Origin of the sequence: Streptomyces reniochalinae, assembly GCF_003323735.1 — a bacterium.
GTDB lineage: Bacteria > Actinomycetota > Actinomycetes > Streptomycetales > Streptomycetaceae > Streptomyces > Streptomyces reniochalinae.
Genome location: NZ_QOIM01000022.1, coordinates 108,419 through 121,765, shown reverse-complemented (window position 1 = coordinate 121,765; position 13,347 = coordinate 108,419). Strand labels below are relative to the sequence as shown.

At 71.8% G+C, this 13,347-nt stretch carries 12 protein-coding genes; 7 read left to right on the top strand and 5 right to left on the bottom strand.

Translation table 11 applies throughout. The features are described from left to right. The first annotated feature begins 226 nt into the window (after positions 1 to 226). A complete protein-coding gene (gene treS, locus DQ392_RS04230) occupies positions 227 to 1,951 on the top strand; it encodes a maltose alpha-D-glucosyltransferase (RefSeq protein WP_114014106.1) in 1,725 nt (574 codons plus the stop codon). Between the two features lie 75 nt (positions 1,952 to 2,026). Here the strand turns inward: treS and DQ392_RS04225 are convergent, their stop codons facing one another. Continuing rightward, positions 2,027 to 3,442 carry a cation:dicarboxylate symporter family transporter gene (locus tag DQ392_RS04225; protein ID WP_181856265.1) on the bottom strand — a complete coding sequence of 472 codons (1,416 nt, stop codon included), beginning with the start codon at positions 3,440 to 3,442 and terminating at the stop codon, positions 2,027 to 2,029. Between the two features lie 177 nt (positions 3,443 to 3,619). On the opposite strand from DQ392_RS04225, the gene DQ392_RS04220 reads away from it, so the two are divergent. The 3 genes from DQ392_RS04220 (at position 3,620) to DQ392_RS04210 (ending at position 7,167) form a co-directional block, all read left to right on the top strand. After that, positions 3,620 to 5,299 (top strand): sensor histidine kinase, encoded by a 1,680-nt coding sequence (locus tag DQ392_RS04220; RefSeq protein WP_114014105.1) that lies wholly within the window; start codon positions 3,620 to 3,622, stop codon positions 5,297 to 5,299. Continuing rightward, positions 5,296 to 6,009, top strand: a complete 714-nt coding sequence (locus tag DQ392_RS04215; protein ID WP_114014104.1) for a response regulator — start codon at positions 5,296 to 5,298, stop codon at positions 6,007 to 6,009. Before DQ392_RS04220 ends, DQ392_RS04215 begins: the two co-directional genes overlap by 4 nt. A 123-nt stretch (positions 6,010 to 6,132) precedes the next feature. After that, positions 6,133 to 7,167: a chitinase gene (locus DQ392_RS04210; RefSeq protein WP_114014103.1), complete on the top strand. Its 1,035-nt coding sequence runs from the start codon at positions 6,133 to 6,135 to the stop codon at positions 7,165 to 7,167. A 233-nt stretch (positions 7,168 to 7,400) separates the two neighbouring features. Here DQ392_RS04210 and DQ392_RS04205 read toward each other — a convergent pair whose 3' ends face one another. The 4 genes from DQ392_RS04205 to DQ392_RS04190 form a co-directional block, all read right to left on the bottom strand. Next, positions 7,401 to 8,030 carry an LAETG motif-containing sortase-dependent surface protein gene (locus DQ392_RS04205; protein ID WP_114014102.1) on the bottom strand — a complete coding sequence of 210 codons (630 nt, stop codon included), beginning with the start codon at positions 8,028 to 8,030 and terminating at the stop codon, positions 7,401 to 7,403. Positions 8,031 to 8,266: 236 nt separating this feature from the next. Beyond that, positions 8,267 to 8,689 (bottom strand): LysR substrate-binding domain-containing protein, encoded by a 423-nt coding sequence (locus tag DQ392_RS04200; protein WP_342774909.1) that lies wholly within the window; start codon positions 8,687 to 8,689, stop codon positions 8,267 to 8,269. A gap of 478 nt (positions 8,690 to 9,167) precedes the next feature. After that, the gene (locus DQ392_RS35020) at positions 9,168 to 9,311 is read right to left on the bottom strand and encodes a DUF397 domain-containing protein (RefSeq protein ID WP_342774908.1); all 144 of its coding nucleotides are present in this window, start codon (positions 9,309 to 9,311) and stop codon (positions 9,168 to 9,170) included. Next, positions 9,253 to 10,194: a helix-turn-helix domain-containing protein gene (locus DQ392_RS04190; protein WP_114014099.1), complete on the bottom strand. Its 942-nt coding sequence runs from the start codon at positions 10,192 to 10,194 to the stop codon at positions 9,253 to 9,255. The genes DQ392_RS35020 and DQ392_RS04190 overlap by 59 nt, the downstream gene beginning before the upstream one ends. Positions 10,195 to 10,342: 148 nt before the next feature. On the opposite strand from DQ392_RS04190, the gene DQ392_RS04185 reads away from it, so the two are divergent. The 3 genes from DQ392_RS04185 to DQ392_RS04175 are packed head-to-tail and all read left to right on the top strand — an operon-like array spanning position 10,343 to position 13,273. Further along, positions 10,343 to 10,543 (top strand): hypothetical protein, encoded by a 201-nt coding sequence (locus DQ392_RS04185; protein WP_114014098.1) that lies wholly within the window; start codon positions 10,343 to 10,345, stop codon positions 10,541 to 10,543. 1 nt (position 10,544) lies between these two features. After that, complete coding sequence (locus tag DQ392_RS04180; protein WP_114014097.1) at positions 10,545 to 10,781, top strand: hypothetical protein; 237 nt, start codon at positions 10,545 to 10,547, stop codon at positions 10,779 to 10,781. Next, positions 10,763 to 13,273 (top strand): protein kinase domain-containing protein, encoded by a 2,511-nt coding sequence (locus DQ392_RS04175; protein WP_114014096.1) that lies wholly within the window; start codon positions 10,763 to 10,765, stop codon positions 13,271 to 13,273. Before DQ392_RS04180 ends, DQ392_RS04175 begins: the two co-directional genes overlap by 19 nt. Positions 13,274 to 13,347 lie beyond the last annotated feature (74 nt).

Below are 13,347 nucleotides of genomic sequence, written 5' to 3'. Positions count from 1 at the left end.
CGCGCGCACGAGGGCGCCGTGGCCGTGCGCGCGTCGGCCTCGACGCGCACCACACCCACGGGGCCACGGTGTCGTTGGACAGGAAGCGGCTCGCCGCATCCGGGCCGCGTCCCGCTCAGGTGAGCGGAGCCGAGTCCCTCGCGGTGCTACGGCGAGCGCGCCGAGGAGTCCGACCACCGGGGCGGGGACGACCAGCCGCCCTCACCGACCGGAGCGCCAGCACCCGATGACCGTCGACGAGACCGTTCCCGACACGTTCGGGGACACACCCGCCCAGAGCCGCGACCCCGACTGGTTCAAGCGTGCGGTCTTCTACGAGGTGCTCGTCCGCTCCTTCCAGGACAGCGACGGTGACGGCATCGGCGACCTGCGGGGGCTCACCGCGCGACTGGACTACCTCCAGTGGCTGGGCGTCGACTGCCTGTGGCTCCCGCCGGTCTTCCCCTCCCCGCTCAGGGACGGCGGCTACGACGTCGCCGACTACACCTCCGTGCTCCCCGAGTTCGGCGACCTCGCCGACTTCGTCGAGTGCGTCGACGCGGCGCACCGGCGCGGCATGCGGGTCGTCATCGACTTCGTCATGAACCACACCAGCGACCAGCACCCGTGGTTCCTCGCCTCACGGCGCGACCCCGAAGGCGCCTACGGCGACTACTACGTCTGGTCCGACGACGACCAGCGGTACCGGGAAGCCCGCGTCATCTTCGTCGACACCGAGACCTCCAACTGGACCTTCGACCCCGTTCGCCGGCAGTACTACTGGCACCGCTTCTTCTCACACCAACCGGACCTCAACTACGACAACCCCCGCGTGCAGGACGAGATGATCTCCGCATTGCGCTTCTGGCTGGACCTGGGCATCGACGGATTCCGGCTGGACGCCGTGCCCTACCTCTACGCCGAAGAGGGCACCACCTGCGAGAACCTGCCGCGCTCGCACGCCTTCTTGAAGCGCGTGCGGACCGTCGTCGACGCCAACTACCCGGACACGGTGCTGCTGGCCGAGGCCAACCAGTGGCCGGAGGACGTCGTCGACTACTTCGGCGACTACGCGGCCGGGGGCGACGAGTGCCACATGGCCTTCCACTTCCCCGTCATGCCGCGGATCTTCATGGCGGTACGGCGGGAGTCCCGCTACCCGGTCTCGGAGATCCTGGCGAAGACGCCGCACATCCCGTCCGGATGCCAGTGGGGGATCTTCCTGCGCAACCACGACGAGCTGACGCTGGAGATGGTCACCGACGAGGAACGCGACTACATGTACGCGGAGTACGCCAAGGACCCGCGCATGCGGGCCAACATCGGCATCAGGCGGCGCCTCGCGCCGCTCCTGGACAACGACCGCAAACAGATCGAACTGTTCACCGCCCTGCTGCTGTCGCTGCCCGGTTCGCCGATCCTCTACTACGGCGACGAGATCGGCATGGGGGACAACATCTGGCTCGGCGACCGCGACGCCGTGCGCACCCCCATGCAGTGGACGCCGGACCGCAACGCCGGGTTCTCCTCCTGCGACCCGGGCCGGCTCTTCCTGCCCGCCGTCATGGACCCCGTCCACGGCTACCAGGTCACCAACGTCGAGGCCGCGATGAGCTCACCCAGCTCCCTGCTGCACTGGACCCGGCGGGTGATCGAGGTCCGCAAGCAGAACCCGGCCTTCGGGCTGGGCTCCTACGAGGAACTGTCCTCCTCCAACGCGTCCGTGCTGGCCTTCCTGCGGGAGCTGAGACCCGCCGAAGGGGGCGAGGAACTGGTGCTGTGCGTGCACAACTTCTCGCGCTTCCCGCAGCCGACGGAGCTGGACCTGCGCGAGTGGGAGGGGCGCGTTCCCGCGGAGCTCATCGGCGGTGTCCGCTTCCCCGCCATCGGAAAACTGCCGTACCTGCTGACGCTCGCCGGACACGGCTTCTACTGGTTCGGCCTGCGGAAGCCCTCCTCCGCCACCGCCTGAGCCCGGTCCGCCCCCGGACCGGGGGGCGGACCGGGGGCGGACCGGGGGCGCCTCACACGGCGCGAGGGGGAGCGCTCACGCCTTGGTGGCGACCTGGGGGCGCTCCTCCTGGGGTGGCACGTGGCCCGCGCCGTCGTCTGCGCGGTCCGCGGGTGCGCTGTCCGCGGCCAGGGTGCTCTCGTCGAAGGGCACGTGCCCGGCGAGGACCTCGGCGACCCGCGACTTGTCGATCTCCTTCGTCCAGGTGCCGACCAGCACGGTGGCCACCGCGTTGCCCGCGAAGTTGGTGAGGGCGCGGGCCTCGCTCATGAAGCGGTCGATGCCGACGATCAGCCCGACGCCGTCGACGAGTTCGGGGCGGTGCGACTGGAGCCCGCCCGCGAGGGTGGCGAGGCCCGCGCCGGTGACGCCCGCGGCGCCCTTGGAGGCGATGAACATGAAGATGAGCAGGGAGATCTGCTGTCCGAGGCTGAGCGGGTCGCCCATGGCCTCGGCGACGAAGATCGAGGCCATCGTCAGGTAGATCATCGTGCCGTCGAGGTTGAAGGAGTAGCCGGTCGGCACGGTGATGCCGACGACGGGCTTGCTGACGCCCAGGTGCTCCATCTTCGCGATCAGCCGCGGCAGCGCGGACTCGGACGAGGAGGTGGACAGGATCAGCAGGAACTCGCGGGCCAGGTACTTCAGCAGCAGGAAGATGTTGACTCCGGCGACCAGCCGCAGGATCAGCCCGAGCACGACGAAGACGAACAGGAAACAGGTGACGTAGAAGCCGATCATGATGACGGCCAGCGACTTCAGCGCGTCGACGCCCGTCTCACCGACCACGGCGGCCATCGCGCCGAACGCGCCGACGGGGGCCGCCCACATCACCATCGCCAGCACCCGGAAGACCAGCTTCTGGATGTGCCCGATGCCGCGCAGCACCGGCTCACCCGCCTTGCCCATGGCCTGCAACGCGAAGCCGACGAGCAGCGCGATCAGCAGTGTCTGGAGAACCTCGCCCGAGGTGAAGGCCGAGACCATGGTCTTGGGGATCATGCCGAGCACGAAGTCGGTCATGCCCTCCCCGCCCTCGGCCTGCGAGGCGCCCGCCTCCCGGTCGGCCTCGGTCAGGTGCAGCCCGTGGCCCGGCTCCAGCACGTTGCCGACGACCAGCCCGATGGCCAGCGCGACCAGCGACATCGTCAGGAAGTAGCCGAGCGCCAGCCCGCCGACGGCGCCGACCTTGGCCGCTTTGCGGACGGAGCCGATGCCCAGCACGATGGTGCAGAAGATGATCGGCGAGATCATCATCTTGATGAGGTTGACGAACCCTTCGCCCAGCGGCTTGAGCTCGGTGGCCACTCCGGGTGCCGTGAGGCCGAGGACCACGCCCAGCACCACCGCGCCGATCACCGCGATGTAGAGGTAGTGGGTGCGGTCCCGCTTCACCCGCGGTGCGTCCGGCGCAGCGCCCGCTGCGGCCTGCTGCGGTGTCTTCTTCGACACGTCGGCGGCTCCTCGTCCATGGGTCACGTCACGTTGATCACCGCGTAACGCCCCTGGTGGGATACGTTCATCGCGGATCCATATCGTGTTGAGTCCCGGTGACTATGCACCACCGTGCGACGGGCGTCACCCTTACGTGCATTACGTGCACGAAACAAGCCACGGCAGACTGTCACCATGCGTGTCCCCCGCCCCCGTCCCACCGTGCGGTCCCGCCCGCGCAGCCTGGCGGGGCAGCTGTTCGCCATGCAGGTGGTGCTGGTCGCGGTGGTCGTCGCCGGGTGCGCGCTGTTCGCCTACGTGTCCGGCAAGGCGCAGGCCCAGGAGTCCGCTACGCACCGTGCGAGGGCGACCACACAGGCGGTGGCCGATTCCCCCTCCGTCCGGGACGCGATCCGCTCCCCCCATCCCTCACGACGGCTCCAGCCGTACGCCGAGGAGACCCGGCGCGACACCGGCGTCACCTTCATCACGATCATGGACACCGACGGCACCCGGTGGACCCACCCCGACCCGGACCGGATCGGTGAACGCTTCGTCGGGCACACCGGCCCCGCCCTCGCGGGGCGCACGTTCGACGAGACGTACACCGGCACGCTGGGGCCCTCGGTGCGCGTGGTCACCCCGGTCCGCGACGGCGGCCGCATCGTCGGGCTGGTCAGCGCGGGCATCGCCGTCGACACCATCAGCGAGCAGGTCAGCGACCAGCTGGCCGCGCTGCTCGCGGTCGCGGGCGGCGCCCTGGCGCTGGGCGGCCTCGGCACCTACGTGATCAACGCCCGGCTGCGCCGCCACACCCACGGCATGAACGCGGCCGAGCTGAGCCGTCTGTACGACTACCACCAGGCCACGCTGCACGCCGTGCGGGAGGGGCTGCTGCTGCTCGACGGACACACCAGGGTGGCTCTCGTCAACGACGGTGCCCGCGCTCTGCTGGGGATCACCGAGCGGGGCGGGATGGTCGGCTCGCCCGTCACCGCGCTGGGCCTGCCGCGGGAGCTGACCGACGCGCTCTCGGGCGCCGAGGCCCGCGTGGACGAGGTCCACCTCACCGACCAGCGGGTGATCGTCGTCAACACCTCACCCATCGAGGGACGCGGCACCGTCGTCACCCTCCGCGACCACACCGAACTGCGCGCGCTGACGGGCGAACTCGACTCGGTGCGCGGTTTCGCCGAAGCCCTCCGCTCGCAGGCCCACGAGGCGGCCAACCGGCTCCACACGGTCGTCTCGCTCATCGAACTGGGCCGCGTGCGGGACGCGGTGGACTTCGCCACCGAGGAACTGGAGCTCGCCCAGGCGCTGACGGACCGCGTGGTCAGCGCCGTGGGCGAGCCCGTACTGGCCGCCCTGCTGCTGGGCAAGGCGGCCCAGGCGAACGAGCGCGGTATCGACCTCACGCTCTCCGAGGACAGCCACGTGGAGGACACCCCGGGGCTGCCGGCCAGGGACCTGGTCACCGTGCTGGGGAACCTGATCGACAACGCGGTCGAGGCCGCCGCCTCGGGCACAGAGCCGCCGGAGGCGGAGCCGAACGCGGCACCCGGCGCGCTCGCGCAGGCGGGGCCTGGTGGCGAATCCCCCCGCGTCAGCGTCACCATCGCCGTCGAGGAGACCCCCGCGCGCCGGCTGCTGATCCGCGTCGCGGACAACGGCCCCGGCCTGCCGAGCGCCGCCGGCGACGCCGTGTTCGAGCGGGGCTGGAGCACCAAGAGCGGTGGCGGCGGCATCGGTCTGGCGCTCGTGAGGCAGACGGCGCGCCGCCACGGAGGCGAGGTCCACGCGCGGAACCTGCGGCCCACCGGCGCGGAGTTCACCGTACGGCTGCCCTGCACGGAGGGGGGAGCACGCTCGTGACACTCCGGGTCCTCGTCGTCGAGGACGACCCCGTGGCGGCGGACGCCCACGCCCTCTACGTCGGCCGCGTCCCGGGCTTCACCGTGGCGGCGACCGTCCACTCACGCGCCGAGGCCGTCCGCGCCCTGGACGAGGAGGCGCCCGTCGACCTGATCCTGCTCGACCTGTACCTGCCCGACGGCAACGGCCTCGAACTCCTGCGCCGGCTGCGCGCCGCGGGCCACACCCAGGACGTGTTCGCCGTGACCTCGGCGCGGGACCTCGCCGTGATCAGGGAGGGCGTGTCCCTCGGCGTCGTCCAGCACGTGCTGAAACCGTTCACGTTCCGCACCCTCAGCGACCGGCTGTCGCGGTACCGGGACTTCCGTACGGCCGCGGAGGCGCACGGCGAAGCGGCCAGCCAGGACGAGGTGGACCGCGCGCTGTCCGACCTGCGGGCGGCCCCGGCGTCGTCCGCGCTGCCCAAGGGGCTGAGCGCGCCGACCCTGGCCAGGGTGACCGCGCACCTGCGTGAGGCCGCCTCCCGCGGGCTGACGGCGAGCGAGGCGGCGACGGCGCTGGGCATCAACCGGATCACGGCCCGCCGCTACCTGGAGCACCTGGTCACCACCGGCGACGCGGACAGGCGGCAGCGGTACGGGCAGGTGGGACGCCCTGAGCACCACTACGCGTGGCGCGGATCGGGGCCCGGCGCGACGAGCGGGGGCTGAGCCTCACGCGTCGGTGTTCCGCGCCGATTCCTACCGCCCTATTGTCTATACCAATGCCGCGGGGCTAGCGTGCGGCGGCACGAGCACGGCATCAGCAACCGGTTCCCCCGAAGGGAGAGTTGCGTGTCCCCCCACGTCTCACGCCGCCACCGCCGCAGGGCCCACCGCAGACTTGCGGCCGGCCTCGGCGCGACGGCCGCACTCCTGGCCGTCACTCTGCCGTCCGTCACCGCACAGGCGACCGGGCACCACGCGAAGGCCACGGCGGCGCCCAGCGGCACGAACGGCCCCTACCTCTACCTGGGCTGGGGAAACCCGCCCGACCCCGTCGCCTTCATGGAGGCGACCGGCACCAAGCAGCTCACCATGGCGTTCATCCTCTCCGACGGCGGCTGCTCGCCCGCCTGGGACGGACAGCGCCCGCTGGCAGGCGGCCAGGACGAGCAGGCCATCAAGGCCATCCAGCAGGCGGGCGGCGACGTCACCCCGTCCGTCGGCGGCTGGAGCGGCAACAAGCTGGGCGAGGCGTGTTCCAGCGCCGAGGACCTGGCGGCGGCGTACCAGAAGGTCATCGACGCCTACGGCCTGAAGTCGATCGACATCGACATCGAGGCGAGCGAGGTGGAGAACGCCGAGGTCCGCCAGCGCGTCGTCGACGCCCTCAAGATCGTCAAGGAGAAGAACTCGGGCATCAAGGTCTACGTCACCTTCGGCACCACCCCGCAGGGGCCGACCGCCGACGGCAAGGACCTCATCGCCAAGGGCGCGGCGGCCGGGCTGGACGTGGACGGCTGGACGGTGATGCCGTTCGACTTCGGCGACGGCACCACGGACATGGCCGCCGCCACCAAGTCCGCCGTCGACGGCCTCAAGAACGAGGTCAAGGCCGCCTACGGGCTGTCCGACGCGGAGGCGTACGGCAAGTCGGGGCTCTCCTCGATGAACGGCACCACCGACGTGCAGGGTGAGCAGGTCTCCCCCGGCGACTTCCAGCAGATCGTCGACTACGCGAAGGACAAGGGCCTGTCGCGGGTGAGCTTCTGGGCCGTCAACCGCGACCGCTCGTGCGCGGGCGGCGGCAGCCCGGGCGACTCGTGCAGCGGCGTCGACCAGCAGGAGTGGGAGTTCTCCAAGATCCTCGCCGGGTACGGCGGCTGACCGGTCGACCCACGTCTGATCCGGCGGCGCCCGCGCGGGTGAGCGCCGCCGTCCGGCCCCGTCACGGTGCGACACCGTGACGGGGCCTTCGCGTGCCGGGGCCTTTGCGGTACCGAGCCCGTCGCGTACCGGACCCTCGCGTGCCGGGGTCTTCGCGTACCGCGCCGGTGCGGCCGAAAGACGCCCGGCGGCCTGAGGGGACAGGCCGCCGGGCGGTGTTACGGGGTCCGCCCTCAGCTGTGGGACGAACGGCGCTTGCGCGCGAAGAACACGAGACCGCCACCGGCCACGACCACGGCGGCCGCGATCCCGGCGATCATCGGGGTGTTGCTGGAGGAACCGGTCTCCGCCAGGTCCTCGCCACCGCCCTGCGGCTTGGCCGCCGGGGCGCTGGAGCTGCTCTCGGGCGCGCTCGGCTCGGGCTTCTCACTCGCGCTCTGCGAAGGGGTGGCGCTGGGCGAGGGCTCGGTGGACTCCGACTCGCTGGGGGTCGGGGTCGGCGCCGGGGTGTCGCACACCGGTGACGTCTTCGTCTGCGGGCCCCAGCTGTACTGGTCGCCGTCCGAGGCGACGACCTGGGCCGTCACCGTCAGCGGCTTGTCGTGCTCGGGCAGGTCGACCTTCTTGTTGAAGGAAGCGCCGAAGTCTTCGCTGATCAGGACCTTGTCACCGGCCTTGACCGTGACCTTGTTGCCGCTCTGGGCGTAGGCCTTCAGGTCGATGGAGACCGAGTCACAGGTGACCGACCACCCGGGGGTGTGTGCCTGGGCGGGGGCGGCCGCTATGGCGGTGCCGACGAACGCCGCGGCACCGGTCGCCGCGATGGCGATCGACCGCTGCCATCTGAGGCGCAGTGCTGTCATCGTTTTCCTTCCGGTAGGGCCACGCCGCGCACAAAATCCACACGGCGGGTGACAGCACGGTACTCGCCTCCACAACCCGGGATACACCCGCCCCGGAATATCCAACTCTTCCTCCGGAGCGAACAGTTCCGCACCATCCGGGCACGGCCGCAGGAGCCCAGGTCGTGGCCGTGGCCGCCTGCCGGTTCCGGGCAAGGTTGCAGTTTCATGACGGTCTTCACGCCGAGGCGGATCGGTCACGGGCCGACCGGGGAGCGTGTCCTCGGCGGGTCCGGCACGGTCTCCGAGGCCGTTTCCGTGACGGCCGGCACGAAGGCGCGGACCACGGCCGTGTCGCCGCCCCGGCCCCGTACCAGGGTCAGTTCGGAGAAGCCGAGCCCGGAGACCGGTACGAAGGCCAGGTCCGAACGGACATGCGTCTGAGCTGTCGGCCGGCACAGCAGCATGGCGCCACCGCCCGCAGCGGCGGTCGCCAGCCCCTCCTGAAGCGTGGTCACGGCGGGTCCGCGCGGCACCGCGAGGCCACCAGGGGTGCGCAGCGGCGCCTGACAGCCCCTCCAGTAGGCGGGAGCGGGCGGCGCGGCGCGGATCAGCGGGGCCCGCGCCAACTCCTCGGCGTCGAGCACGGTCCGCGCCGCGAACGGGTGCCGAGTGCTCACCGTCGGCGATCGGCGCCCTGCTGCTGTGGGGAGGGCCCACGGCGGGGTGTCGGTCAGCTGCCAGGCGTACGTGCCGGCGACGGCCCCGGAGACCCGGGAGGCAGCGGGCGCGCTGTTCGCCGCGGGCTCGCCCGGGCACGGTGACGACGTGAACCTTTTCGCCGTACCGGTCATCCGAGGTATGCAGAAACAGTGAAGACGGGGCGGTAGCCCGGCCCCGCAGGCCGTGTGTGACCCCGTAGGGCCTCTACGCACCGGAGGGCGACCGGGCAGTGACGGTAGTGGGAGAACAGCAGCCTGGGGCGGCGCGTGCGGGCGGACGGCCCGAACTGGCCCGGGGCGTCCGGCGACGGCTCACCACGCGGATGTGCCTCGCGACGGCCGTCGGTGCGGGACTCGCGGCGGCCCTGCTGACCGGGTGCGGTGCGCAGGACGACACTGCCGACGCCCCAAGACGGTGGCCGATGGCCGGCCGCGCTCACGAGTCCGCAGAGTGCTTCACGCCTCCGACGAAGGCGGCCCAGGCGGCGGACGAGAACGACAACGGCGCACGACCAGTGTCCTTACTGTCCCGCACCGGCACCCGGCCGCCGCCGCACACGAGCCCCGGCGCCCACTCCACGCAATTGCCGCCGCCCCCATCGCTGTGGCTGGACTTGATCCAAACGGGCCTGTCGTTCATGCGCTCCCCTAGCAGTGTCGATGAGATCTAACGAAGCATGCGCACCGAGGGAGCATGCTCGCAAGTGATCGTAGACACCGCGTGACACAGTGACCGCCCCCCTGTCGTCGTACGGCCGACCTCCCATCGGTCCTTCCACATGCACCGAGGGCCGCCGATCCTCGAAGCTCAGCAGGGTAAAGGGTGTTGCCCTCGCGGCGGCCGAGGCCGCCAGCGGCAGCACCTGGAGCGTCAGCGTCGGAAAACGCCGTACCGCCTCCCGCAGGCTGCGCAGTTGTTCCGCCATCACCTCGGGTGTCCCGACGTTCGCTCGCAGACACGCTTCGTGCAGCACGACCCATACGCGAGGCGGGTCTTCCCGCTCCAGAATTGCCTGGCGCCGTATGCGACCCGCGACCTTGGCCTCGATGTCCCGCGGGTCCGCCCCGGGGGCGGACGCCTCCAGCGCCGCGCGCGCGTACGCCGGAGTCTGGAGCAATCCGAAGATGAAGAGCGTCGAGTAGTCCTCGATGGTGTCGGCCAGCCGCTCCGTCTCAATGAACGGCGCGAACCAGGCGGGGTGTTCGCCTTCGCTGATGCGGCGATGCTGCCGGGCGAAGAGGTCGCCTGTGCCGAACGCCTTGTCGCACCCCTTCACGAATCGCTCGGACGGGAAGACCGAGCCGGATTCGACCTTGCTGACGTAGCTCTTGCTGTAGCCCGTCGCGCCGCCCAATCCACTCTGCGAGATACCCCGCGCCTCCCGAACGCGTCGTACGTCCTCGCCCAAGGCACCGCCTTGCGGCACGTTCAACCTTGTCTCGCGAAGCTGCTTCTTCGCCATGTCTGACCCGGTCCTTTGGTGTCAGGGGCTCAAGGCCCACGCCGTGGCCATGGTGAACAAATGGGTTCAACCCGAGCCACGTTAGCCCTCTCCGTGTTGTCCTCACCACAGAAAGTCACCAACTCGCAGGGGATGGGCGGGAGTAGTCATGACACAGGCCGAACCGGAATCCGAGGGACGGGAAAGCGCACAACCGGACTGCGCCGACTGCGCGTGGTACCGGACGATGATCCGTCGGGCGGCCGGCGACCCCCGGCCGAAGGCCGACCTGGAGGCGCTCTACGGCGCGCACCTGCGCCGCGCGCACAGTGAACCGCGCGGCGCCACGCCGCCCTTGCGGAGCGTGTGACATGTGGTCGGAGGGCGATCGGGTGCGGGACGCCAAGACCGGCAAGGCGGGCTGCGTCGTACAGGTGGCCGGACCCGCACCGTTCATCTACCGGGTGCTGCTGGAGCAGCGGGGCGAGGGCGAGCCGCCCGTGATGATCTACCGGTACGGCGACCAACTGCGGGCGGCGCCCGCACAGGCGCCGGGCGGGCGTTCGAAAACACGCCTTAACATGTGCCCATGCGAGGGCGCCGGCTGAACGACCGTTACGAGCTGATCGAACCCCTCGGCTCCGGCGGCATGGGGCAGGTGTGGCGGGCCCGCGACACCACGCTGGGCCGCGAGGTCGCCGTCAAGGTGTTCAGGCCGCAGGAGGGCACCGCCGAGGAGACCGGGCACGAGGAACTGCTGGGCCGCTTCCGGCGCGAGGCCCGCTCCGCCGCCGCGCTGGACAGCCCGCACATCGCCGCCGTCCACGACCACGGCACCGACACCTCGGACGGGGCCGCCACCCCGTTCCTCGTCATGGCACTCGTGCACGGCCCGTCCCTGCACGAGGTGCTGCGTGAGGCGGGACGCGTCCCGCTCGCCGACGCGCTGCGCTGGAGCGCGGACGTGTGCCGCGCGCTGGAGACCGCACACGCGGCGGGCGTCGTCCACCGCGACATCAAACCGGCCAACATCATGGTCGAGGGCGAGGAGGGGCACAGCCGCGCGAAGGTCGTCGACTTCGGCATCGCCAAGTACACCGAGGCACGGTCGAGCGACCCGCAGCTGACGACGACCGGCCAGATGCCCTTCGGCAGCGTCCTGTACATGGCCCCCGAGCAGTTCCGGCAGTCCGGCGTGGACGGGCGCACCGACCTGTACGCGCTCGGCTGCGTGCTCTACGAACTCCTCGTCGGGCGCCCGCCGTACACCGGCTCGGCGGCCGGCGTCATGTACAACCACCTCAACGACGTGCCCCTGCGCCCCAGTCGCGCACGTGCGGCCCTGCCCTGGGGCGTCGACCGGCTGATCCTGGACCTGATGGCCCGTGACCCCGAGGACCGCCCGGCGGACGCGTCCGAGGCGCTGGCGCGCATCAGGGAGGTCGCCGGATCCGGCGCTCAGGCGCGCGGCGCCGCCCCCGCCGGACCGGAGCAGGAGGGCCGCACTGGCACGGCCTCCCGTACGCCCCGGGTACCCGACCGCGGGACGCCGCCGGCGGCAGAGCACGAGCCGCGGACGGAGACGCGCGAGGCGGGCCCGGGGGCGGCACCGGGCCCTTCGCAGGAGAGCGCGTCCCCTTCCACCGCCGGTTCCGGCGAGCGGCAGCCGAGGCGCGCCGCACCCGCGGCCTTCCGCAAGCCGGAGGCACCCCGCAAGGCCGCACCGGCAGCCCCGGTGGCCCCAGCAGCCCCGGCGCAGCCCCGGACCGCGGCGGGCACGGTGGCCGGTGCGGGGCACGGCCAGGTCCCAGCCCCGGCCCCGGTCCCGGCCCGGATCGGCCCCGCCGACCCGTACGTGTGGCGGAACGGCCGTGAGCCGCGGCTTCGTCCGCCGGTCCGCAGGACGGCCCGCGAGAAGAAGGCGCTCTGGCGGCGGGCGGCCTGGGTCGCCGCCACTGCCCTCATCCTCGGCTCCTCCATCGCCCTGACCCATCAGAACGACACCCCGGCACGCAACGGCAGCTCCGCCCTCGACATCGCGGAGAGGCTGACCCCCGACACCTACGAACTGGGCGTCGGTGTCGCGCTGCCCCTCCAGGACCCGCAGGCCGCGTCCGAACAGCTCGCCCGGGTGGCCAGGGTCGCGGTCGACGAGGTGGAGCGCCGGCGAGGCGAGAAGATCCCGCTGCGCGTCGTACCGGTCGACACGAACACTTCCACCGGCTCCGACGTGCTGCGCGAGCACCCCTCCATGGTGGCGCTGGTCGGCAAGACCGCCGCTGCGTCCGGTGACGCCGACCACCCCGACGCCAGGGTTCCCACGCTGGACTCCTGCCGTGCCGACTGGCCGGTGAGTGGCGCGTCCCTCTCGGTGTCCGAGGCCGGTCTCGCCGGCGTCGAGGCCGACGAGCTGCGCCGAGAGCACGGCGTTCGCGCGCTCCTCGTCTCCAACGAGGCCGCTGTGGAGGCAGCGGACTTCAACTCCTCAGGCGTCAAGGCCGTCGCGCCCGACGAGCCGCTGGAGAGCGAGCCCGACGTGCGCCGGGCGATCCGCCGGTACGACTCGGACGGCGTGGTGCTGCCCAACGATGTGTCGGCGGACGACGGGAAAACGGCGGCGTGGGCACGGGCAGCCCGCGCGGAGGGGAAACAGATCGTGCTTCACGGCGGCAGGTACGCGGCCTGCAACCCTTCCGACGACGTCGCGGAGGACGCGCGCAGGGACCGGCAACTTCCCGACGGAACGCTGCGTTTCCGCTCCTTCCGCGACGAGACGCAGAAGCCGGACTGCGCGCACACGCCGAAGCTGTGCTCCGCGCCCGCCTCGCTGAAGAAGCTGCTGCGGCTGCGCGGCGCGGCCGAGCTGTACGACGCGACGCTGCTGGCCGCCGAGCAGCTGGGACCCGTGCTGGACGGCGAGCCGACCGTCGGCCAGGCCCGTGACCGCGTGCGCCCGAAGCTGGCCGGCGCTTCGGCGGACGGCCTGCTGGGCCACTACCGGCTGGCCGACGGCCCGGGTGCGGACCGCCCCGTCTGGGTCGACGAGCGGAAGGACGGCGCATGGCACCGGGTACGCACGCTCTCCACTGCGCCGAAGTAGCCGCCCGCCGCGATGTGCGCCTGGACCGGAGGGGCCGCGTCAGCCCGCGGGCCGTGGCGCCCGCGGGCCTCTGC